23 protein-coding genes are annotated in these 20,228 nt (G+C 61.2%); 4 read left to right on the top strand and 19 right to left on the bottom strand.

Features of this window, described 5'->3' with window-relative positions; translation table 11 throughout:
• Positions 1-117: 117 nt before the first annotated feature.
• The 3 genes from VWY60_RS15490 (at position 118) to VWY60_RS15480 (ending at position 2,137) form a co-directional block, all read left to right on the top strand.
• The gene (locus VWY60_RS15490; RefSeq protein ID WP_416541073.1) at positions 118-909 is read left to right on the top strand and encodes a ferredoxin; all 792 of its coding nucleotides are present in this window, start codon (positions 118-120) and stop codon (positions 907-909) included.
• Positions 906-1,403, top strand: a complete 498-nt coding sequence (locus tag VWY60_RS15485; protein WP_340546614.1) for a SixA phosphatase family protein — start codon at positions 906-908, stop codon at positions 1,401-1,403. The genes VWY60_RS15490 and VWY60_RS15485 overlap by 4 nt, the downstream gene beginning before the upstream one ends.
• A 272-nt stretch (positions 1,404-1,675) precedes the next feature.
• Positions 1,676-2,137 (top strand): DUF411 domain-containing protein, encoded by a 462-nt coding sequence (locus tag VWY60_RS15480; RefSeq protein WP_416538244.1) that lies wholly within the window; start codon positions 1,676-1,678, stop codon positions 2,135-2,137.
• Positions 2,138-2,286: 149 nt separating this feature from the next.
• Here VWY60_RS15480 and VWY60_RS15475 read toward each other — a convergent pair whose 3' ends face one another.
• From VWY60_RS15475 to VWY60_RS15390, 18 genes are all read right to left on the bottom strand, one after another.
• Positions 2,287-3,078 (bottom strand): amino acid ABC transporter ATP-binding protein, encoded by a 792-nt coding sequence (locus VWY60_RS15475; protein ID WP_340546612.1) that lies wholly within the window; start codon positions 3,076-3,078, stop codon positions 2,287-2,289.
• Between the two features lie 12 nt (positions 3,079-3,090).
• Entirely contained in the window at positions 3,091-4,389 is a 1,299-nt protein-coding gene (locus tag VWY60_RS15470; protein WP_416535598.1) for an amino acid ABC transporter permease, read from the bottom strand.
• Positions 4,390-4,392: 3 nt separating this feature from the next.
• Positions 4,393-5,625: an amino acid ABC transporter permease gene (locus VWY60_RS15465; protein ID WP_416541072.1), complete on the bottom strand. Its 1,233-nt coding sequence runs from the start codon at positions 5,623-5,625 to the stop codon at positions 4,393-4,395.
• Between the two features lie 143 nt (positions 5,626-5,768).
• Positions 5,769-6,785, bottom strand: coding sequence for an amino acid ABC transporter substrate-binding protein (locus tag VWY60_RS15460; protein ID WP_340546609.1), 1,017 nt, complete (start codon positions 6,783-6,785; stop codon positions 5,769-5,771).
• A gap of 229 nt (positions 6,786-7,014) precedes the next feature.
• Entirely contained in the window at positions 7,015-7,722 is a 708-nt protein-coding gene (locus tag VWY60_RS15455) for an ATP12 family chaperone protein (RefSeq protein WP_416541071.1), read from the bottom strand.
• A gap of 4 nt (positions 7,723-7,726) precedes the next feature.
• Positions 7,727-8,395 (bottom strand): HAD-IA family hydrolase, encoded by a 669-nt coding sequence (locus tag VWY60_RS15450; RefSeq protein WP_340546607.1) that lies wholly within the window; start codon positions 8,393-8,395, stop codon positions 7,727-7,729.
• Positions 8,396-8,407: 12 nt separating this feature from the next.
• Positions 8,408-9,454 (bottom strand): RluA family pseudouridine synthase, encoded by a 1,047-nt coding sequence (locus VWY60_RS15445; RefSeq protein ID WP_416541070.1) that lies wholly within the window; start codon positions 9,452-9,454, stop codon positions 8,408-8,410.
• Positions 9,451-9,831 carry a fluoride efflux transporter CrcB gene (gene crcB, locus VWY60_RS15440; RefSeq protein WP_416541226.1) on the bottom strand — a complete coding sequence of 127 codons (381 nt, stop codon included), beginning with the start codon at positions 9,829-9,831 and terminating at the stop codon, positions 9,451-9,453. The genes VWY60_RS15445 and crcB overlap by 4 nt, the downstream gene beginning before the upstream one ends.
• Positions 9,832-9,966: 135 nt before the next feature.
• Positions 9,967-11,289 carry a replication-associated recombination protein A gene (locus VWY60_RS15435; RefSeq protein WP_416538159.1) on the bottom strand — a complete coding sequence of 441 codons (1,323 nt, stop codon included), beginning with the start codon at positions 11,287-11,289 and terminating at the stop codon, positions 9,967-9,969.
• Between the two features lie 2 nt (positions 11,290-11,291).
• Positions 11,292-12,689: a trypsin-like peptidase domain-containing protein gene (locus VWY60_RS15430; protein WP_416541069.1), complete on the bottom strand. Its 1,398-nt coding sequence runs from the start codon at positions 12,687-12,689 to the stop codon at positions 11,292-11,294.
• A gap of 193 nt (positions 12,690-12,882) precedes the next feature.
• Positions 12,883-13,305, bottom strand: coding sequence for a 50S ribosomal protein L17 (gene rplQ / locus VWY60_RS15425; protein ID WP_340546604.1), 423 nt, complete (start codon positions 13,303-13,305; stop codon positions 12,883-12,885).
• Positions 13,306-13,438: 133 nt separating this feature from the next.
• Entirely contained in the window at positions 13,439-14,455 is a 1,017-nt protein-coding gene (locus VWY60_RS15420; RefSeq protein ID WP_014875981.1) for a DNA-directed RNA polymerase subunit alpha, read from the bottom strand.
• Positions 14,456-14,572: 117 nt separating this feature from the next.
• Positions 14,573-14,962, bottom strand: coding sequence for a 30S ribosomal protein S11 (rpsK, locus tag VWY60_RS15415; RefSeq protein WP_014875982.1), 390 nt, complete (start codon positions 14,960-14,962; stop codon positions 14,573-14,575).
• A 15-nt stretch (positions 14,963-14,977) separates the two neighbouring features.
• Positions 14,978-15,346: a 30S ribosomal protein S13 gene (rpsM, locus tag VWY60_RS15410; protein WP_340546603.1), complete on the bottom strand. Its 369-nt coding sequence runs from the start codon at positions 15,344-15,346 to the stop codon at positions 14,978-14,980.
• 339 nt (positions 15,347-15,685) lie between these two features.
• Complete coding sequence (locus VWY60_RS15405; protein WP_340546602.1) at positions 15,686-16,333, bottom strand: adenylate kinase; 648 nt, start codon at positions 16,331-16,333, stop codon at positions 15,686-15,688.
• Positions 16,330-17,694 (bottom strand): preprotein translocase subunit SecY, encoded by a 1,365-nt coding sequence (gene secY, locus VWY60_RS15400; protein WP_340546601.1) that lies wholly within the window; start codon positions 17,692-17,694, stop codon positions 16,330-16,332. Before secY ends, VWY60_RS15405 begins: the two co-directional genes overlap by 4 nt.
• Before the next feature lie 110 nt (positions 17,695-17,804).
• Complete coding sequence (gene rplO / locus VWY60_RS15395; protein ID WP_260089702.1) at positions 17,805-18,275, bottom strand: 50S ribosomal protein L15; 471 nt, start codon at positions 18,273-18,275, stop codon at positions 17,805-17,807.
• Positions 18,276-18,937: 662 nt separating this feature from the next.
• A complete protein-coding gene (locus VWY60_RS15390; RefSeq protein WP_340546600.1) occupies positions 18,938-19,153 on the bottom strand; it encodes a DUF1127 domain-containing protein in 216 nt (71 codons plus the stop codon).
• Positions 19,154-19,601: 448 nt separating this feature from the next.
• Between VWY60_RS15390 and VWY60_RS15385 the strand changes: the two genes are divergently transcribed.
• The gene (locus VWY60_RS15385; RefSeq protein ID WP_061049066.1) at positions 19,602-19,820 is read left to right on the top strand and encodes a hypothetical protein; all 219 of its coding nucleotides are present in this window, start codon (positions 19,602-19,604) and stop codon (positions 19,818-19,820) included.
• Positions 19,821-20,027: 207 nt separating this feature from the next.
• On the opposite strand, the gene rpmD is transcribed toward VWY60_RS15385, so the two are convergent.
• Entirely contained in the window at positions 20,028-20,216 is a 189-nt protein-coding gene (gene rpmD, locus VWY60_RS15380; protein ID WP_008559881.1) for a 50S ribosomal protein L30, read from the bottom strand.
• Positions 20,217-20,228: the final 12 nt, after the last annotated feature.

The following is a 20,228-nucleotide window of genomic DNA, read 5'->3' as shown; positions in this document are numbered from 1 at the left end:
GACATCAGCCAACCGGCCGGATCTCACCCGTCGCGGGCCAGCTGTCTCGCTTTGCGACGGGTTTACGGCTGCGAAATCCCCATAGGGAAACGCGCCAACCTGCGCTAGACTGTCCCTATGATCCGCCCCCTAAACCCGGACAGGGACCTTGCAGACCGCTCTGCATCGGTGCCTGTCTCCACCCCTGTCGAAACCCCACCGACCTATGACAGGCTGCAACGGTCTGTTGCGGCACTTGGGCTGGATATCTATGGCGGATTTCACCCAACAGCCGGACAGCTTCAGGGCTTTATCGCAGCGGCGGCACCGGACATCGCAACAGGCAGCGAAACCGACAGCGGCCCACAGGGAACGCTGATCCTGCTGGGCACCGCCCCCTCCTTCTGGCCGGGGTTTGTCACCAGCCCGGAATATCACGATGGCAGGGCAGACCCGGTCGACCGCTGGTCCAGCCGGGTCATCGGTGATCTGGCGCAAAGCTGGGGCGCAATCCCGGCCTACCCCTTCACCGGCCCCCCCTATGCGCCCTTCGTCGACTGGGCGCTGGCCTCGGGCCGCAGTTTCACATCGCCGTCGCAAATGCTGGTGCATGATCGCTATGGCATGATGATTTCCTTTCGCGGCGCCCTCTATTTCGCGCACCACTTTGATCTTCCGCCCCCCCCGCTGGCCCTGGCCCCCTGCCTTGGCTGTGAGGATCGCCCCTGCCTGAACCGCTGCCCCGTCACGGCGTTGAAAGAGGGCGGCCCCTATGATCTGGCAGCCTGCCACAGGCACCTGGAGAGCACCGAGGGAACCCCCTGCCTCTCCACCGGCTGCCTTGCCCGCCGCGCCTGCCCGCTGAGCACAGGCGCTGACCGTATCCCGGCGCAATCCGCCCATCATATGAGGTATTTTCACATAAAATGACCTGCACGCTGATCCTGACCCGCCACGCCAAATCCGCCTGGGACACCTCCTCCCCCAGTGACCACGCCCGCCCGCTGAACACCCGCGGCCGCCATTGCGCCGCAGCGGTTGGCACCTGGCTGCGCGAGCTCGGAATGATCCCTGATCAGGTGATCTCCTCCTCCGCCCAGCGGACCCGTGAAACCTGCGAGCTGATGGAATTGGGTGCCCCTGCGGTGTTCATCGAACGGCTCTATCACGCCAGTGCCGACATCCTGTTTCAGGTGCTGCGCGAGGCCGAACACAAGCGGGTGCTGATCCTGGGCCATAATCCCGGCCTTGCCGCCTTTGCCCATTCCATCGTCCGCCACCCACCGGATCATTCACGGTTTGACGATTTCCCAACCGGCGCGACACTGATCGCAAGCTTTGATATCGACAGCTGGGCCGATCTCACGTGGAGCAGCGGCAAGGTGGCGGAATTCACCGTCCCCCGCGAATTGCTTGGTGCGTGACAGGGGCCAGCCTGCGCGCCCTCCTGCGGCCCGTCAACCAGGGGAGACCACGAGCGCTCCCGCCCGCCGCGGTCGCATGAATATGCAACCGCTCCCGTTGGGCATGGCGCCGCTGGTGCGGCGCGGCCGCTCCGCAGGTGAGAGGACAACAAAAGCGGCTGCGATATGATCCTGTGACATGCTGTCGCTCCCACGCGGGAAGCCATGCCGCCGAACATCCGCAGATCCGCTATGATCCCAAGATCCGCATTCTCAGCAATGGAGCCTTTGAGATGAACCGCCGCGCCTTCCTCCTCGCCGCTGCAACCCTGCCGCTGGCCACCACACCGCTGGTGGCTGCAACGGCCACCAACGACCCGGTGATTAAGGTGATGAAATCCCCCAGCTGCGGCTGCTGCACCGGATGGGTGGAGCATCTCACCGCCGCCGGCCTGAAGACCGAGGTCCGCAATATCCCTGACGATCAGCTCTGGGAGATGAAATCCCGGCTTGGCATCTCAGATGATCTTGCCTCCTGCCACACCGCCACCCTCGGCCCCTATGTGATCGAAGGCCATGTCCCCGCCAGCGATATCAAACGCCTGCTGACAGAGCGGCCTGATGCCCTGGGCCTCACGGTTCCGGGCATGCCTGTTGGCTCACCGGGGATGGAAATGGACGACAGCAAAGAGCCTTTCTCCACGCTCCTGATCCGGGCAGACGGCAGCACCGAGGCCTTTGCCCAGCACGGCTGACGCGCGGCACAGCGCCCTGGCATCTCTGCCCCTGTCATCTTTCCGATAAATACTCCGGGGGTCAGGGGGCAGCGCCCCCTGCATCGACCCAGAATGACCAAGGCCGGGCAGATCTGCCCGGCCTTGGCCTTCTGACACTAGTGCGGCGCTCAGTGGCCGAGAATCTGGCTCAGGAACAGCTTTGTCCGCTCACTCTGCGGGTTGTTGAAGAACTCTTCCGGCTCGTTCTGCTCCACGATCTGACCCGCATCCATGAAGATCACACGGTTCGCCACCTGACGGGCAAAGCCCATCTCGTGGGTGACGCAGAGCATGGTCATACCTTCCTCGGCCAGTTCGATCATGGTGTCCAAGACCTCCTTGATCATCTCCGGATCGAGCGCCGATGTCGGTTCATCGAACAGCATGATGCGCGGCATCATGCAGAGGCTGCGCGCAATCGCCACACGCTGCTGCTGACCACCGGAGAGCATGCCCGGATATTTATTGGCCTGCTCGGGGATCTTCACCTTCTCAAGGAAGTGCATCGCCCGTTCTTCGGCTTCCTTCTTGGGGGTCTTGCGGACCCAGATCGGCGCCAGGGTGCAGTTTTCCAGAATGGTCAGATGCGGGAACAGGTTGAAGTGCTGGAACACCATGCCAACCTCGGACCGGATCTTGTCGATGTTTTTGAGATCATTCGACAGTTCGGTGCCATCCACCACGATCTTGCCCTGCTGGTGCTCTTCCAGCGCATTGAGGCAGCGGATCAGGGTGGATTTGCCGGACCCCGAGGGGCCTGCGATAACAATCCGCTCGCCCTGATTGACGGTCAGATTGATGTCGCGCAGCACGTGGAACGAGCCGTACCACTTGTTCATATTGTTGATTTCAATGGCAACCTCGTCGCTCACTTGCATTTTCGAGCGGTCGATTGCGCGGTCAGACATAAGTTCAGACATATGTTGAACTCCTTAACGGTGATCGGTGGCGAGACGGCGCTCGAGCCACTGTGAGTACTGAGAGATGCCGTAGCAGACGATGAAGAACAGGAAGGCGGCAAAGCCGAGGAGTTCCCAATAGACGCCGTTCCACTCGGTGGAGGCGAGGATTGGGCCCCGGATCATGCCCACCAGGTCGAACATCGAGATGACCGACACCAGTGTGGTATCCTTGAACAGGCCAACGGCCACGTTCACGATACCGGGGATCGAGATCTTCAGTGCCTGCGGCAGGATGATCAGACGCATGGCCTGCGGGTAGTCGAGACCCAGACTGTCTGCTGCTTCATACTGCCCCTTGGGCAGCGCGGCCAGACCGCCCCGGATCACTTCGGCGATATAGGCCGCGGAGAACAGGGTGATCATGATAACCACGCGCAGGAACAGGTCCACGGTGGCATCTGGCGGGAAGAAGTAGGACAGCATCACCGATGCCACGAACAACAGGGTGATCAGCGGCACGCCACGCACGAATTCGATGAAGACGACGCAGATCCACTTGATCAGCGGCATGTTGGACTGACGGCCCAGTGCCAGCGCGATACCCAGCGGCACCGACAGCGACACGCAGGTCACACCCAGCATCATGTTCAGCATGAAGCCACCCAGATCGCGCGAGGGTACAGCTGACAGCATCGCGGTGTCAGACGCCCCTTCCGGGATCAGATAGCCACCGACATTCCAGACCACGACCGCTGCAACAATCGCGCCGAAGAACCCCAGAGCAAAACTGCCCTTGCCGTATTTCTGGAACACGAACCCGGCGGCAACAAAGCCAAGCAAGGCAACGATCGGCACCAGAATGGAACCACCCCAGATCAGCCAGAAGGCCAGGAAGGGGTAGATCGCGGTGAAGGCCAAGAGCTTGCGCGGCAGGTCAAAGAACAGAACCGGTGCCAGCGCAATCAACAGCAGCACAAGGGCCAGATTCGGGCGCCAGTATTCACTGGCCGGATATTTGAACCCATAGAGCAGCTGGTTCCAGCGCTCGGTCAGGACCGAGAAACAGGCACCAACCTTACCATCCAGAACCTCGCGACATTCGGCAAGCGAGTTGGTGGTCCATACACCGTTCAGCAGCCACGGAACCGTGGTGCTCAGCAGCAGATAGATCAGCACCAGCGCCGCCAGCGTCAGGATCGAATTGGGAATGCTGGAGAACAGGTTCTCTCGCATCCATTTATAGGCACCGGTTTCACGCGCCGGCGGCGGGGCCGGCGGGATTTCCGTATCGCGGACAAAGGCGATAGTTTGAGAGTGTGTATCGCTCATGTCTCAGCGCTCCTTCAGTTTCACAGATGCGTTGTAGACGTTCATCACCATCGAAATCAGCAGCGATGCGGTGAGATAGAACAGCATCAGCAGCAGAACACATTCGATTGCACGGCCGGTCTGGTTCAGCGTGATGCCGCCCAGGGTCGCGGTGATATCGGCGTAACCAACGGCAATCGCCAGCGAGGAGTTCTTGGTGATGTTGAGGAAGTTGGAGATCAGCGGTGGAATGATGACGCGCAGCGCCTGCGGCAGCACCACCAGATTCATGATCCGGCCGGGACGCAGACCCAGTGCCGCTGCGGCTTCGGTCTGACCCTTGTTGATCGCTTGAATACCCGCACGCACATTTTCCGCGATGAAGGCACCGGTGTAGATCGACAGAGCGAACCACAGCGCGATCAGCGGACCACCGATTTTGATACCGCCGGTGAAGTTGAAGCCTTTCAGCTCCGGCACTTCCCAGGACAGACCCATCAGGAACAGCACCAGGAGCACCGGCACCAGCCAGACGCCCAGGCCAATCCATGTGGTATTGGGGCGCACGCCTGTTTCTTCCTGCGTCTTGGTCGCGTTGATCTCGACTTTGCGCATCACGAAGAAGGACAGTGCCAGTGCCGCCAGAACCACCAGCCAGTTCATCGTGGTGGAGGCAAACAGACCGCTCTCGAACCAGGGCATCGGGATGTAGACACCGCGGTTGGTGAAGGCAAAGAGGTCAAACACCATGCTCGACGTGGCATCGTCACCGCGGAATTCCCGCGGGCCGGGCATCACGGCTGTCATGATCGTGAAAATGATGATGATCCAGATCAGCACCGGAATATTGCGGAAGATTTCCACATAAACGGCCATCAATTTGGAGACGAGCCAGTTGTTCGACAGGCGCAGAACACCCGCGATCACACCAAAGACGGTGGCCGTGATACAGGAGAGAAAGGCCACCAGCAGCGTGTTCAGAATGCCGACCACAGCAGCACGTGCATGGCTGGACTGGCTGTCGTATTCGATCAGACGCTGGTTGATGTCGTAACCGGATGGATCCCCGAGGAACCCGTATGAAATATTCAGACCCGCGGCGCGCAGGTTCTGAATAAGGTTGTTCCCCAGATACCAGATGGCCAAGGCCAGAACCAGCGCAGCAATCGCCTGGAAGGTCAACGAACGATAGCGGGTATCGTTGACCAACATGGACAGCTGAAACTGTGCCTTTGGAGGGTCAGTGAGAGTTGACATGAATGTGTGATCCCCGTGGCTTATAGGTCGACTGTTCGGCGGGGTTGGGTCCCTGCTCGCGTCCAGACCTTAAGCGTTTTTGTTAGGATAGGTCGGGAGGTAAAAGGGCGCAGGTTGGTCCTGCGCCCTTTCCTCAGTAGATCTTAGCGGAAAGGCGGTGCGTAGAGCAGGCCACCTTCGGTCCACTGTGCGTTCAGACCACGTGCCAGCCCAATCGGAGTGTCTTCGCCGATGTTCTTTGCAAAGACTTCGCCGTAGTTGCCACCAGCGGCAATTGCGTTCTTCGCCCAGTCAGCAGACAGGCCCAGCATCTCGCCCAGGGTGCCTTCGGCGCCCAGCAGACGGTTGATTTCCGGGTTCTCGGTGCCAGCGGCCATTTCGCCGATGTTGGCGGAGGTCACGCCCAGCTCTTCAGCTGCGATCAGCGCCATCAGGCTCCAGCGAACAACATCGCCCCACTCGTGGTCGCCGTGGCGAACCAGCGGGCCGAGCGGCTCTTTGGAGATGATTTCGGGCAGCAGAACATGTGCCGAAGGATCATCGAAGGTCGCGCGGGTTGCCGCCAGACCGGAGGCGTCGGTGGTGTAAACGTCACAGGCACCAGCCAGATACTGCTGCTGCGCTTCGGCGTTGGTTTCGATCGGAACCGGCTCATAGCTGATGTTGTTGGAACGGAAGAAATCCGCCAGGTTCAGCTCGGTGGTTGTACCGGTCTGGATGCAGACGGTCGCGCCGTCCAGTTCCTTCGCGGAGGACACGCCCAGTTCCTTGGGAACCATGAAGCCCTGGCCGTCATAGTAGTTCACACCAACGAATTCGAACTTCAGGTCGACGTCGCGGCTGAAGGTCCAGGTGGTGTTACGGGCCAGCATGTCGATCTCGCCGGAGGCCAGAGCGGTGAAGCGGGTTTTGCCGGTGGTCGGCACGAATTCAACAGCGGTCGAGTCGCCCAGAACAGCCGCAGCAACCGCGCGGCAGACAGCAACGTCAAAACCTTCCCATTCGCCATTGGCATTGGGCGCCGCAAAACCGACCAGACCGGTGGTCACACCGCAGTTCAGCTTGCCGCGGGCCTTGACATCGTCCAGCGTGCCCGCCGCAGCGGCACCGGCGGCCAGACCAGCAACAGTCAGCGCACCCAAAATTACCTTATTCTTCATGTTTACCTCTTCCTGATTGTCCGCCTATTTGGCGGCTCTTTTTGCCCGGCACCAGCCATGCCGGAGATAGGTGGTGAAACAAGGGTGACCCCATTTCGCGACCGAGTGTGGGCGCATTCATCAACAAACGTCAAGGGTGGGATCAGGAAATTCGATGGGCGCATAGCGAACATTTTTGCGGTCGCGAACGATTTTTGCGGCAGCGCCCCGATCTGGGTAATATATTGCGCTAACAGGAAAAATCGTAGAACCGCTTAGCGTGCAAAAACGCTGTGCGTTTCAGGTCTGCGGTGGCCTGAGCCTCGTCGTCCCGGCCCCATTGCTGCTCCTGCCACAGCTCGTCCAACCGCGACATTTCCCAGATTTCATCGGCCGGCCGCCAGCCCTGTGCGGCCGCAAACCCCAGCACCAGAGAGCCCGACATCGCCACCAGATCATGGAAGGCCGCCAGCTGAAAGGGTGTCATTTCATGGACTAAGCCGCGCAGACGGTGCAGCGCCTCAGGGTCCTGGGGCACATGCAGGATGCCCGTGCGCGGCTGCAGCCGGGCCGCCAGCGCTTCCGCAGCCCAGTCCAGCGCCGGGTCCCAGATCTCGGCCTGACGCTGCACCAATTCGACCGGCATTTCGGCGCGATAGCACAAAAGATCGGAATCTGCGTAATCCGCCAGCATATCCGACACTTCGCCATGTTGATGCGACACCTTGTCGATTGCAGCATTCGCAGAACGCGTCATAGGCATCGACAAAGGGTCAACTGATTCGGTCTGCGCGTCCCATTCCGCGGCAATTGCATCGCCCATCTCACGGGTCGGAACGATCAGCGGCGCCTTGGCCGGCGTCTTCACGCGGCGGCTGTCCAGCTCGATGGCAAAGCCGCTCTCGACCTCGGCCACGGCGACCTCTTTCCAAAACCGTTTCTGTTTCCACTCGCTCATGTCGTCAGTCTTTCCAGATGTCCTGCAACAGCGGCGCCAGCGCGGCGAAACTGTCGATAATATGATCCGCCCCAAGGCGCTCGGCCGGGTGAAAGCCCCAGTTGACCGCAATCGTATGCACCCCGGCTGCGCGCCCCATGTCGATGTCAAAACTGGTATCGCCAATCATCACCGTATGCGCAGGTGCCACCCCGGTGTCGGCCATCGCCCGCAGCACCATCGACGGATGCGGTTTCGACGGGTGGTGATCGGCACATTGCCGGGTTACGAAACACCGCAGCTCATGCGCCTCGATCAGCGCATCCAATCCACGTTGAGATTTGCCAGTGGCTACCCCCAGCAGGTATTCGGGCACGGCATTCAGCTCCGCCAACACCTCCGCCGCCCCGGGATAGAGCGGTGAATGCCCCGCGCCCGCCGCCAGACGGGCCGATTTATAAGCGGATTTATAGCCGTCGACCAAGCCGGCCTGGACGGCAGCGCTCTGCCCCGGCGCCAGCTCGGCCATCGCCTGCGGCAGGGACAATCCAACAATCGACAGGATGTCCTGCCGGCTGGGCAGGGCCAGCCCGACCCCGGCAAACGCCGCCGCCATCGCCGAGGTGATGGCACCCTGGCTGTCTGCCAGCGTACCATCCACATCAAAGAGGATCAGGCGCAGGTCACGGCTCATCCACGCGCGCCCTTATTGCAGGCTCTCAAACGGATCTTCTGCCGCCAGATCTTCGGACCAGCCAAAGGTGTCCCAGCTGTCCTTCATATGATCGGGCAAGGGCGCGGTGATCGACAGCGTCTTGCGCGTCACCGGATGCTCAAACGACATGCGGCGGCAGTGCAGATGCAGCTTCTTGGAGATGATGCCGCCCAGCTGCGCGCCCCAGCCATCGCCAAGGTTCTCCTGCCCCGAGCCGCCGTATTTGCCGTCGCCCGCAATCGGATGACCGATCTCGGCCATATGCGCGCGCAGCTGATGGGTGCGACCGGTGATCGGCTCCATCGCCACCCAGGCCGCCCGGCTGGCAACCCGGTAGAGCGTGGCATATTGGGTATGCGAGCGTTTGGCGCCGGGTGTGCTGTCCACCTCGTTGGAATGGATGGCGATCATCTTCTCGCCTTCGCCGCTTTTGCCATGGCCCGGCGCCTTGACCAGCCCGCATTTGATCTCGCCCAGATAGGGAGTCGGCACGCCCGCCACCAGCGCCCAGTAGATCTTGCGCGTGGCACGATGCCGGAACGCCGCCGTCAGCGACTGCGCCGCCAGACGGGTGCGCGCCAGCACCAGAACACCGGAGGTATCCTTGTCCAGCCGGTGCACCAGACGCGGCTTCTCCTCGGCGTCGAACTGCAAGGCGGCACTCAGCCCGTCGACATGTTTGGTGGTGCCGCTGCCGCCCTGCACCGCCAGACCCGCGGGTTTGTTCAGCACGATGACGGCATCATCCTTGTAGATCACGCAGCCCCGGATCATCTTGGCGTCGGCCTCGGAAATCCGGTAGCTCGGCGCCTCTGCCGGTTTCAGATCGCTGGCGCCAAGCGGCGGCACCCGCACCACCTGACCGGCCTCGACGCGGGAACTGGCCTTGACCCGGCCCCCATCCAGACGCAGCTCGCCCTTGCGGCACATCTTCTCGATGCGGCCCTGGCTCACATGGGGAAACAGGCGGCGCAACCAGCGGTCGATGCGCTGGCCTGCGTCGTCTTCAGTGACAGTAATCATCTGTACGCCGCTCATGCGAACACTCCTCTGGCGGCCATCAGGCCCAAAAACAGCCCGCCGACCGAAAGGCCAACGGACAACAGCACATATAGCGCAGCCTGCCCCAGGGCGCCGCGCTCGATCAGGGTGGCCGTCTCAAGCGAGAAGGCCGAAAACGTCGTGAAGCCGCCCAGCAGGCCGGTCATCACAAACGGGCTGAGATGGGTCAGCCCCTTATGGGCGGCCGCAACCACAAACAGCCCCATAACAAAGGAACCGATCACATTCACCGCAAGGATCGCCGCCGGAAACTCCCCCACCCCGAACAGGCGGTGGATCCCCAAACCGGCCAGATAGCGGCAGGCCGCGCCGATCGCGCCGCCCAGAGCCACATATAGAACCGAAAAAACCATCTGCGGTCTGTCGCCGGCTGGCGCGGTGATGTCAAGTTTTGCGCGCTGCATGGCAGCATTGCAGCCACGGCGCAGGCCCGTCATCTTTCCAGAAATACTCGCGCCGCAGGCCCGGCTTTGCCCGGCAGAGCCGGATCAGCTGTTCCGCTTGGCGCGCAGATTGGCAAAATACTCGGTCCGACGCTTCAGCTCGCGCTCAAAGCCCCGCTCGACTGGCTGATAAAGCACCGGGCGCGGCACGTCGTCGGGAAAATAGTTCTGCCCTGAAAACCCGTCGGCGGCGTTGTGATCGTAATCATAACCCTCACCGTAGCCTTGCGACTTCATCAGCTTGGTCGGCGCGTTCAGGATATGTTTGGGCGGCGGCGCGCTGCCGGTCTGTTTCGCGAGCCGTCGCGCCGCCTTATAGGCCATGTAGCCCGCGTTGGTCTTGGGGGCGAGGGCCAGGTAGATCACCGCCTGGGCCAGCGCCAGCTCGCCCTCGGGGCTGCCAAGGCGCTCATAGGTCTCCCAGGCCTCGATGCAGATGCCCTGCGCCTGCGGATCGGCCAGCGCGATATCCTCCACCGCCATGCGGGTGAGCCGACGCGCCAGATAGCGCGGATCCTCGCCACCCTCCAGCATCCGGGCAAACCAGTAGAGGGCTGCATCCGGGTCGGAGCCGCGCACGGATTTATGCAGGGCAGAAATCAGGTTGTAATGCTCATCGCCGGATTTGTCGTATTTCGCCGCCCGCCGCATCAGCCGGGTGGCCAGCGCCTCGCGGCCCAGCGGGCTGTCCACGGTCCACGCGGCGATCTGTTCGATGAGGTTCAGCAGCGCCCGCCCGTCGCCATCGGCCATCCCCTGAAGCGCGTCGCGGGCATCGGGCGTCAGCGGCAGGGCGCGGCCCAGCTCCTGCTCGGCGCGCTGGGTCAGCCGCTCCAGATCGACCAGAGACAGGCGTTCCAGCACCAGCACCTGCGCCCGGCTCAGCACAGCGGCGTTCAGTTCAAACGACGGGTTTTCAGTGGTCGCCCCCACCAGCAGGATGGTGCCATCCTCCATATGCGGCAGGAAGCCGTCCTGCTGCGCCTTGTTGAACCGGTGGATCTCATCCACGAACAGCAATGTCCCCTGCCCGTTCTGACGGCGGATCCTTGCGGCTTCGAACACCTTTTTCAGATCCGGCACGCCGGTGAAAATGGCCGAGATCTGCACGAAATGGAGATCGGTTTCACGGGCCAGCAGCCGGGCGATGGTGGTCTTGCCCACGCCCGGTGGTCCCCAGAAGATCAGCGATGACAGCGAGCCCGATGCCAGCATCACCCCCAGCGGGGCGTCCTCGCCCAGAACCTGCGTCTGGCCGATCACCTCTGCCAGCGTCTTAGGCCGCAGCCGATCCGCCAGCGGGCGGTTCAGCTCGGCGGTCGGATCTGGCCGGGGCGCGGCATCACCGCTGTCAAAGAGATCAGCCATGATCAGAGCCGGTAACGCAGCGACACGCGCTGGCCCTGACGATTCAGATCAATCTTCATCCAGCGGCCAATCGCCGCCAGCACGGCAGAGACATCGGAGGGGGTCTCGATGGCCTCATTGTTGATGCCAAGGATAATGTCACCGGCACGCAGACCGACACGGCCGCCATAGGCGCCGGGGTCGGTGATCACCACACCTGTGGCGGTCATCGGCAGCTGCAAACGAACAATCGACTGCGGGTTGATCCGCGCAAGGGTCAGCCCCGGCAGCGGCGTCCCTTCGGGCAGGGTAAGCGGATCGGCGGGCGGATCATCGGGGGCCAGCATCATCTCGACCATCACCGTGCTGCGCTCGGTGCCGCGCAACCTGGTCACCTCGGCGCTGTCGCCCAGACCGGCCACCGACATGCGGAAGACCATTTCGGAGGGCGAATTCACCGCCTCCCCCGCCACGTCGAGCACGACATCCACCACCTCGAACCCGGCCTTGGCAAAGGGGCTGGCGGGATGCAGTTCCGAGATCACCATGCCTTCTGGCAGCTCCATCCCAAGCGACGCCGCCAGATCGGCATCGACCGGCTGGCCCATCATGCCTGCCCAGGGGCGCTGGAATTCCTCGGCACCATCATGGGCCTGCCGCATGAAGGCCCGCACCAGATTGGCCGGGATCGCAAAACCGATCCCGTTAGAGCCGCCGGAGCGGGTGACGATGCGGGTGTTGATGCCAATCAGATTGCCATTCACATCAATCAGCGCCCCACCAGAGTTGCCGGGGTTAATCGGCGCGTCGGTCTGAATGAAATAGCCGATCCCCTCGCCCGTCGCCGCGCCGGAGCGCGCCAGCCCGGAGACGATGCCGCTGCTGACGGTCTGGCCCACCCCAAAGGGGTTGCCGATCGCCAGTGCCAGTTCGCCCACCTCTACCCGGTCACTGTCACGCAGCTCCAGAAAGGGGAGGTCCTTGGCGTCCTGTAGCTGGAGAATGGCCAGATCGCTGGCCTCATCCGCCAGCACCACCTGAGCGGCATATTCGCGCCGGTCGGTGGTCACCACCCGGATATCCGTCGCCATACCAACCACATGGTAGTTCGACACCACGATGCCATCAGCCGACAGGATCACCCCGGAGCCAAGCGAGTTCTGCACCCGTGGCTGCGGCTTTGACAGGCCGCGAAAGAAATCGTCGAAGAAGGGATCGTTCATAAAAGGCGTGCGGCGCTGTTCCTGCACGATCTTGGCATAGATGTTCACCACCGCAGGCGCCGCCTGTTTCACCAGAGGCGCAAAACCAAGCGAGATTTCTGCCTGCGACTGGGGCACGCGGGTTTCGGCAAAGGCCTGTGTGGAGGGGATCTGAGTGGCCAGAAACAGGCCCGCTGCGGTCAGGATGGCACGAAACATGACGACTCCGATTGTTCTTGTGAACAGGATATGCGGACCGCTGCCGTCTTTTACAAGGTAGGATTCACCGGGGAAAATCCGCGACTTTGGCCCCTATCCCCAACCGGGGGGCGCCGCGAAACGGCGGCGCAGAACGAAAAACCCCCGCCCTGTTGCCAGAGCGGGGGTCAGGTCCGGTCGAAACCGGGAGTTCTTATTCGTCAGCAGCAGCTTCTGCTTCGGCCAGGCGTGCCTTGTCGGCGGCGCCTTTGGCATCGCGATCACGATCAACGAATTCGATGATCGCCATCGGTGCCATGTCGCCATAGCGGAAACCGGCTTTCAGGATACGGACATAGCCGCCCTGACGGTCTTTGTAGCGCGGGCCCAGAACGTCGAACAGTTTTGCAACGTCCTTGTCTTCCTTCAGCTTGGACGCGGCCTGACGGCGGGCGTGCAGGTCGCCACGCTTTGCCAGGGTGATCATCTTTTCGATGATCGGGCGCAGTTCTTTTGCTTTGGGAAGGGTTGTCTTGATCTGCTCGTGCTCGATCAGCGAGCCGGCCATGTTGGAGAACAGGGCCTTACGGTGCTCATGAGTACGGTTCAGGCGGCGGTAACCACGTGCGTGACGCATTTTTTCAATCCTTTACTTCGCGTTTTGCTTTGTCAGGCGGCTGATGCGTGTCAGCCGCTCACCTTGGGGCAGATGCCCGGGTCTTCCCCCGCAACCGGGGCATTTCGGGCGGCCCTAGAGGCCGCCCAATCTCTTAGAAGCTGTCTTCGAACTTCTTGGCCAGATCTTCGATGTTGTCCGGCGGCCAGTCCTCGACATCCATGCCAAGGTGCAGACCCATGCCCGACAGCACTTCTTTGATCTCGTTCAGCGACTTGCGGCCGAAGTTCGGCGTGCGCAGCATTTCTGCTTCGGTCTTCTGGATGAGATCGCCGATGTAGACGATGTTGTCGTTCTTCAGGCAGTTTGCAGACCGGACAGACAGTTCCAGTTCGTCCACTTTCTTCAGCAGAAGCGGGTTGAACTCGAGACCGTCGTCGTCGTCCTGACGGTTTGCCGATTCCGGCTCGTCGAAGTTGACGAAGATCGACAGCTGATCCTGCACGATACGGGCCGCATAGGCGACCGCGTCGTCGGGCGTGATGGAGCCATCGGTTTCGATCTTCATGGTCAGCTTGTCATAGTCCAGAACCTGACCTTCACGGGTCGGCTGAACGTCATAGGAGACCTTCTTGACCGGCGAGTAGATGGCGTCGATCGGGATCAGACCGATGGGCGCATCTTCAGGCTTGTTCTTGTCAGCAGAGACATAGCCCTTGCCGGTGTTGACGGTCAGTTCCATGAACAGATCGGCACCATCATCGAGGTGGCAGATCACGTGCTCACGGTTCAGCACTTCGATGCCAGCGGATTCGGAGATGTCACCGGCGGTGACAACTGCGGGGCCTTTGGCATTGATCGACAGGCGCTTGGGGCCTTCGACTTCCATGCGCAGCGACACGCCTTTGAGGTTCAGGATGATGTCGGTGACATCTTCGCGAACGCCGGCGACGCTGGAGAATTCATGCAGAACATTGTCGATCTGCACGGAGGTGATGGCGGCGCCTTGCAGCGAGCTCATCAGAACGCGGCGCAGCGCGTTGCCCAGTGTCAGGCCAAAGCCGCGTTCCAGCGGTTCAGCCACAACGGTGGCCTGGCGTGCGGGATCATTGCCCGGCTTCACGTCAAGCTGAGTCGGCTTGATCAGTTCAGCCCAATTCTTGTGGATCATGCGGTCCCTCCATTCCTGTCCGTACCTCATGTCCGAAAGGTACAGACGCCCGAGGTTTCAAATGGCGTACTGGGGCCTTGCAGAAATCGCAAAGCCCCAGCAAAAAATCAGTATCGCTTAGACGCGGCGGCGCTTCGGCGGGCGGCAGCCGTTGTGCGCGATCGGGGTCACATCACGGATCGAGGTGATGTTGAAGCCCACTGCGGCCAGGGCGCGCAGTGCGGATTCACGGCCCGAACCGGGGCCCTGAACTTCGACTTCCAGAGTTTTAACGCCGTGTTCCTGCGCTTTTTTGCCTGCATCTTCAGCAGCCATCTGAGCGGCATAAGGAGTCGATTTACGCGACCCTTTGAAGCCCATGGTGCCTGCGGAGGACCAGGAAATCGCATTGCCTTGCACGTCCGAGATCAGGATCTTGGTGTTGTTGAACGAGGAGTTCACATGTGCAACGCCGGAGGCGATGTTCTTGCGCTCTTTGCGCTTGGTACGAGTCTTATCGCGTGCCATTGATCAAACCCTCCCTTATTTCTTCTTACCAGCAATGGCCTTTGCGGGGCCTTTGCGAGTACGAGCGTTGGTGTGGGTACGCTGACCGCGAACGGGCAGGTTACGACGATGGCGCAGACCGCGGTAGCAGCCCAGGTCCATCAGACGCTTGATGTTCATCTGAACTTCACGGCGCAGGTCGCCTTCGACGGTGTAGTTGGCGTCGATGTGCTCACGCACGGCCAGAACTTCAGCGTCGGACAGCTCGTTCACACGACGGGTTGCGTCGATGCCTACGGCTTCGCAGATGGCTTGAGCAGAGGTCGTGCCAATGCCGGTGATATAGGTAAGGGCGATAGGTACCCGCTTTGCAGTCGGGATGTTTACGCCGGCAATACGTGCCACGTGTCACTTTCCTTTTCGTTGCGGTTCCGTAGCGCCGGAACCTTTTTTCACAACGCTTGACCTTGGCAGTGTCGCCCGTGGGTCCAGCATTTCGAGGTGGTCAGGGCAGGCAAAAATTGCGCGCACCTGTGATGATTCCCAGAAGGGATGGGCTTCCGTATGTGGAAATCGTGCTATGGTCAACCCATCGACAAGACTGGGACCGAAGTTTCCCGCAAGGTCAACCGTCAACGGCAGCATTTGTGACGTTTTATCTGCATATTGCCCTCCCCCGCAACAAAAACGCCCCGGCCAGAAAGGCGCGGGGCGATGATCTATCAGTGCTGGAGAGGCTGCGGCTCAGTCGCCCATGATCCAGCCGAGATTCTTGCGAACCTCTTCGATGGAGGCCAGACCGTCGAGACGCTGAAGGTTGCCCTTGGCGTAGTAGTAGCCGATCAGCGGCGAGGTCTTCTTGTAGTATTCCATCAGCCGGGTGCGCAGGCTTTCCTCATTGTCGTCGGGGCGACGTTTCTGCGAGGTACCGCCGCAGTTGGCGCATTTGCCATCGGCAGGCCAGGGCTTGGTCTCGTCGTGATAGACTTCACCGCAATCGCCACAGGTCGAACGACCGGTGATGCGGGCAACCAGCGCGGCGTCATCCACCTGCATCTCGATCACCGCGTCCAGCTTCTGGCCGGTTTCGCTCAGCAGTTCGGCCAGTGCATCCGCCTGCGCCAGCGTGCGCGGGAAACCGTCGAAGATAAAGCCGCCCTCGGCTCCTTCTTCGATCTTTTCGCGAATGAGCCCAATCACGATACGGTCAGTCACCAGCTCGCCGCGGGCAATCACAGCGGCAACCCGCTTGCCCATTTCGCTGCCCGACGCCTGCGCATCGCGCAGCATGTCGCCGGTGCTGAGCTGAACCATATTGCGCGATTCAACCAGGTAGCGTGCTTGTGTTCCCTTGCCCGCGCCGGGCGGGCCCAGAAGGATAATATTGCTCATCGGCGTGCAGGTCCCCGTCGTGTCCGTTTCTTATTGCGGCCGCGCAGCTGGCTCTTTTCAATGAGACCTTCGTATTGGTGCGCAAGCAGGTGGCTTTGTGCCTGTTGAATGGTGTCCATCACAACAGAAACCACAATCAACACGGAGGTGCCGCCAAAGTAAACCGGGATTGCAAGCTGACCACGCAGGATTTCCGGCAGCAGACAGACAGCCGCGAGATAGGCCGAACCCAGAACCAGCACGCGATTGACCACATATTCGAGGTATTCGGCGGTTTTCTTGCCGGGACGGATACCGGGAACAAAGCCGTTCTGATTCTTCAGGTTGGTCGCGACCTCATCGGGTTTGAAGGACACGTTGAAGGTGTAGAAATAGGCGAAGAACACGATCATACCGACAAAGAACAGCAGGTAGAGCGGCTGACCGGGGCCGAAGTTGGCCAGCAGCCAGGACATGATCGGGCCGGAGGTGCTGCCTGCGGAGAAGGTCGAGATGGTCACCGGCAGCAGCAGCAGCGAGGACGCAAAGATCGCCGGGATCACGCCTGCGGGGTTCACCTTGACCGGCAGGTGGCTGGAGCCACCGTCATAGACCTTCATGCCGACCTGGCGGCGCGGGTACTGGATATGGATCTTGCGCAGGGCGCGCTCCATGAACACCACGAACATGATGATGGCGATCATCATCACGATCACTGCGATGATCACCGCCGGGCTGATCGCGCCGGAGCGGCCTGAGGCCAGGAACTGGGCAATCGCGGCGGGCACTTCGGCGATGATGCCAACGAAGATGATCAGGGAGATACCATTGCCGATGCCGCGCTGGGTGATCTGCTCGCCCAGCCACATCAGGAACATGGTGCCACCCACCAGGGTGATCATGCAGGCGAGGCGGAAATAGAGCCCCGGATCGGTCGCCAGATCCCCCGATTCGAGCGAGACCGCCAGACCATAGGCCTGCGCTGTCGCCAGAAGCACGGTGCCGTAGCGAGTGTATTGGTTGATTTTCTTGCGACCCTGCTCGCCCTCTTTCTTGAGCTGTTCGAGCGCCGGGACCATCGAGGTCAGCAGCTGCACAATGATCGACGCCGAAATATAGGGCATGATGCCAAGTGCAAAGATGCCCATACGGCCAAGCGCGCCGCCGGTGAACATGGACACCATGCCCCCGATGCCCTGCCCTGCCGAGGTCATGAACTGGCGCAGTGCATCCGCATCAATCCCCGGAACGGGAATATAGGTGCCCAGGCGATAGACAATCAAAAGCCCGAGCGTAAACAGGATACGGTTGCGCAGATCCGTGGCTTTGCCAAGAGCGGCCCAGCTGGTGTTCGCCGCCATTTGTTCTGCTGCTGATACCATAAAAAAGGTCTCTTCTTGCGAAAACGCCGCCCAGGGCCGTTTTCCGGCTCGGGCGGCGTTAATGGAAAACTGAAGTCTATGTAAGCGGCATCGGCGCCGCTCACAAGCTGTTACTCAGCTGCGGCAGTGTTTGCCACGGTCAGGGCGCCACCGGCCTTTGCGACTGCGTCTACGGCGGCCTTGGAGGCGCCGGTCACAGCGATGGTTGCCTTGGCGGTGAAGTCACCCTTTGCCAGAACGCGGATACCGTCCAGCTTGCGACGTACCAGACCCGACGAGATCAGGGTGTCTTCGGTGATGGAACCGGCTTCCAGCTTGCCTTCGTCGATGAATTTCTGGATCAGGCCCAGGTTCACAACAGCGTAGGACTTGCGGTTCGGCTTGTTGAAGCCGCGCTTGGGCAGACGCTGGTAGAGGGGCATCTGGCCGCCTTCGTAGCCATTGATCGAAACACCCGAACGGGATTTCTGACCTTTGATACCACGGCCACCCATTTTACCTTTGCCGGAACCCGGACCACGTGCAACGCGGGTGCGTTTCTTGGCGGCGCCTGGATTGTCGCGCAGTTCATTGAGTTTCATATCGCTTCTCCTTTGCCGGAACTGCCCCCGAAGCGGATTAGGGCAAACACGGCGTTTCTTGGTTTTCTGATTCTGTCGTCCAGAGGACCACCGGGGGCGTATAGACCCGATACCGCGCCGGATCAAGGGTTCAGTCCATATGCGGCGGACACCGGGTTCCAAAGCGGATCAGGACAGCCGTCAAGCACCAAGGCCCGCCAGGGTGTCGGCCCTGTCGGTGGCTGCTATTGCAGGTCTGTTGCGGTGTCCTTTGCATCTGTGGCCGACCGATAAAGGGTGGCGGCGCCGCCGGGGGATTTGGGACGGGATCTCTCCCGTGCGTGGATAACATTATCGTGCTTCCCGGCTGCCACGCCGGGGCCCTGGTCATGGGTGCCGGGGGTGTCAGGCCCGGCGGGGATCGCGATCCTGTGCAGAATGCCACGGGCGGATAAACGGATGATGGAGCGGGCGGGCGCCGGGGTGGCAACGGCCAGCGACTGGCTGGCAACGGGCAGACCATCGGCATCGTCGCGGCAGAAACCAAAAACGCCCCCGCAGCGCGGAGGCGTGTCCAGCCCGCCCCCTGAGGGAGGAGAAAGAGACGGTCTGGAGCTTGGGTCGATCCGAGGGGGGCCGTCGTTGCGGTCCCCGCCGGATGACAATCTGTTGCGGCTCTCGCCTTACTGGCCGTAGGCCTGCGCGTGGGCGATTTGCGGAATGTCGCAGCGGCGCACGCCGATGTCCGCCAGGTCGCGGTTGGACAGGCCGTCCAGCTCGGCGAAGGTGCGTTTGTACTCGGCGCGACGGGCCCAGCTGTCCTTGACCTCTTCTGCGAAGCCACGCAGGCGCGCTGCGAGGTTAAAGCCGGTGTCGGTGGTGTTGATGACATGTGCCATAATGTTGATCCTTTATCTGACCGGACGAATTTCCGGGTGGTCTCAGTTATGTCTGTTTCAGTGACACCCGAGAGATAGGTGGAAATGTTTGCGCAAACAACTGACAGGTCGGACTGCCCGCTATGCACGCCAAGCATAGGAGATGACTGAGATATTAATCTCCGGCGTCCAGTCTGGGCCGGATGGCGCGCAGCCGTTGCGGCAGTGGGAATCGTGGAGGTTCGGCGCAAGGCTGATCTGGAGGGGGCGCGGCAGGCCGGATGCTGGCGCGATTGCGCCCCACCACCGCAGATACCGGTATTTCCGCGCTCCAACGGCGTTTTCCGTCACCCTAGGGATGCCTGGGCTAGCCTCCGGAACCGCGAACTATCCTTTCGTGTGATTGATGCAATTTGAGGCAAATGGCACATTGAGGACAAGGAAATCATCAGCATCAAGGAACACGATCATGGCACTCTTCAGCACTCTCATCGGCGCAAGCGCAACCGTCACCGCAATCGCAACCGGCTTTATCGGCCTCTCCACCACCGTTGTGGCGCTGCTGGTTCTCTACCCTCTGACTGCCGAGCTGGCGACCCGCCTGCTGCAGGCCATCATCGACCGCCGGGACGCGGCTGAAACCGCCCCTGATCTGCCCTACTACGACGCCCGCACCTACTTCGGCTGATCAACCGACCACCGCTGGCCGCCCCTAGTCTGTGCCATCGCGGATCCGGTGATCATCGCTGATGTTGAAAACCGACAATCCAGATGGCCGGGGGCCTCTCTCCCGGCGGATCAGATAGATACCCCCTCCTCCCAAATTGATCTCTGCAACAAAAAAGCGCCCCGAAATCGGGGCGCTTTCTTTTGTTTGGCTCATACGAGAGAGCGCTTAGTCGCGCTCTTCGATGATCTCAACCAGATGCGGGATCTTGTTGACCATACCACGTACGGAAGGGGTATCTTCCAGTTCGCGGGTCTTGTGCATCTTGTTCAGGCCCAGGCCAACGAGGGTTGCGCGCTGGTCTGCGGGGCGGCGGATCGGGGAACCGATCTGCTTAACGACGATGGTTTTTGCCATGTGTCCGTCTCC

The organism is Phaeobacter sp. JH20_26 (genome assembly GCF_048056275.1).
In the GTDB taxonomy this organism is placed as follows: Bacteria; Pseudomonadota; Alphaproteobacteria; order Rhodobacterales; family Rhodobacteraceae; genus Phaeobacter; species Phaeobacter bryozoorum.
Note: the sequence above shows the minus strand (reverse complement) of the source record. Positions and strands in the feature narration are given on the sequence as shown.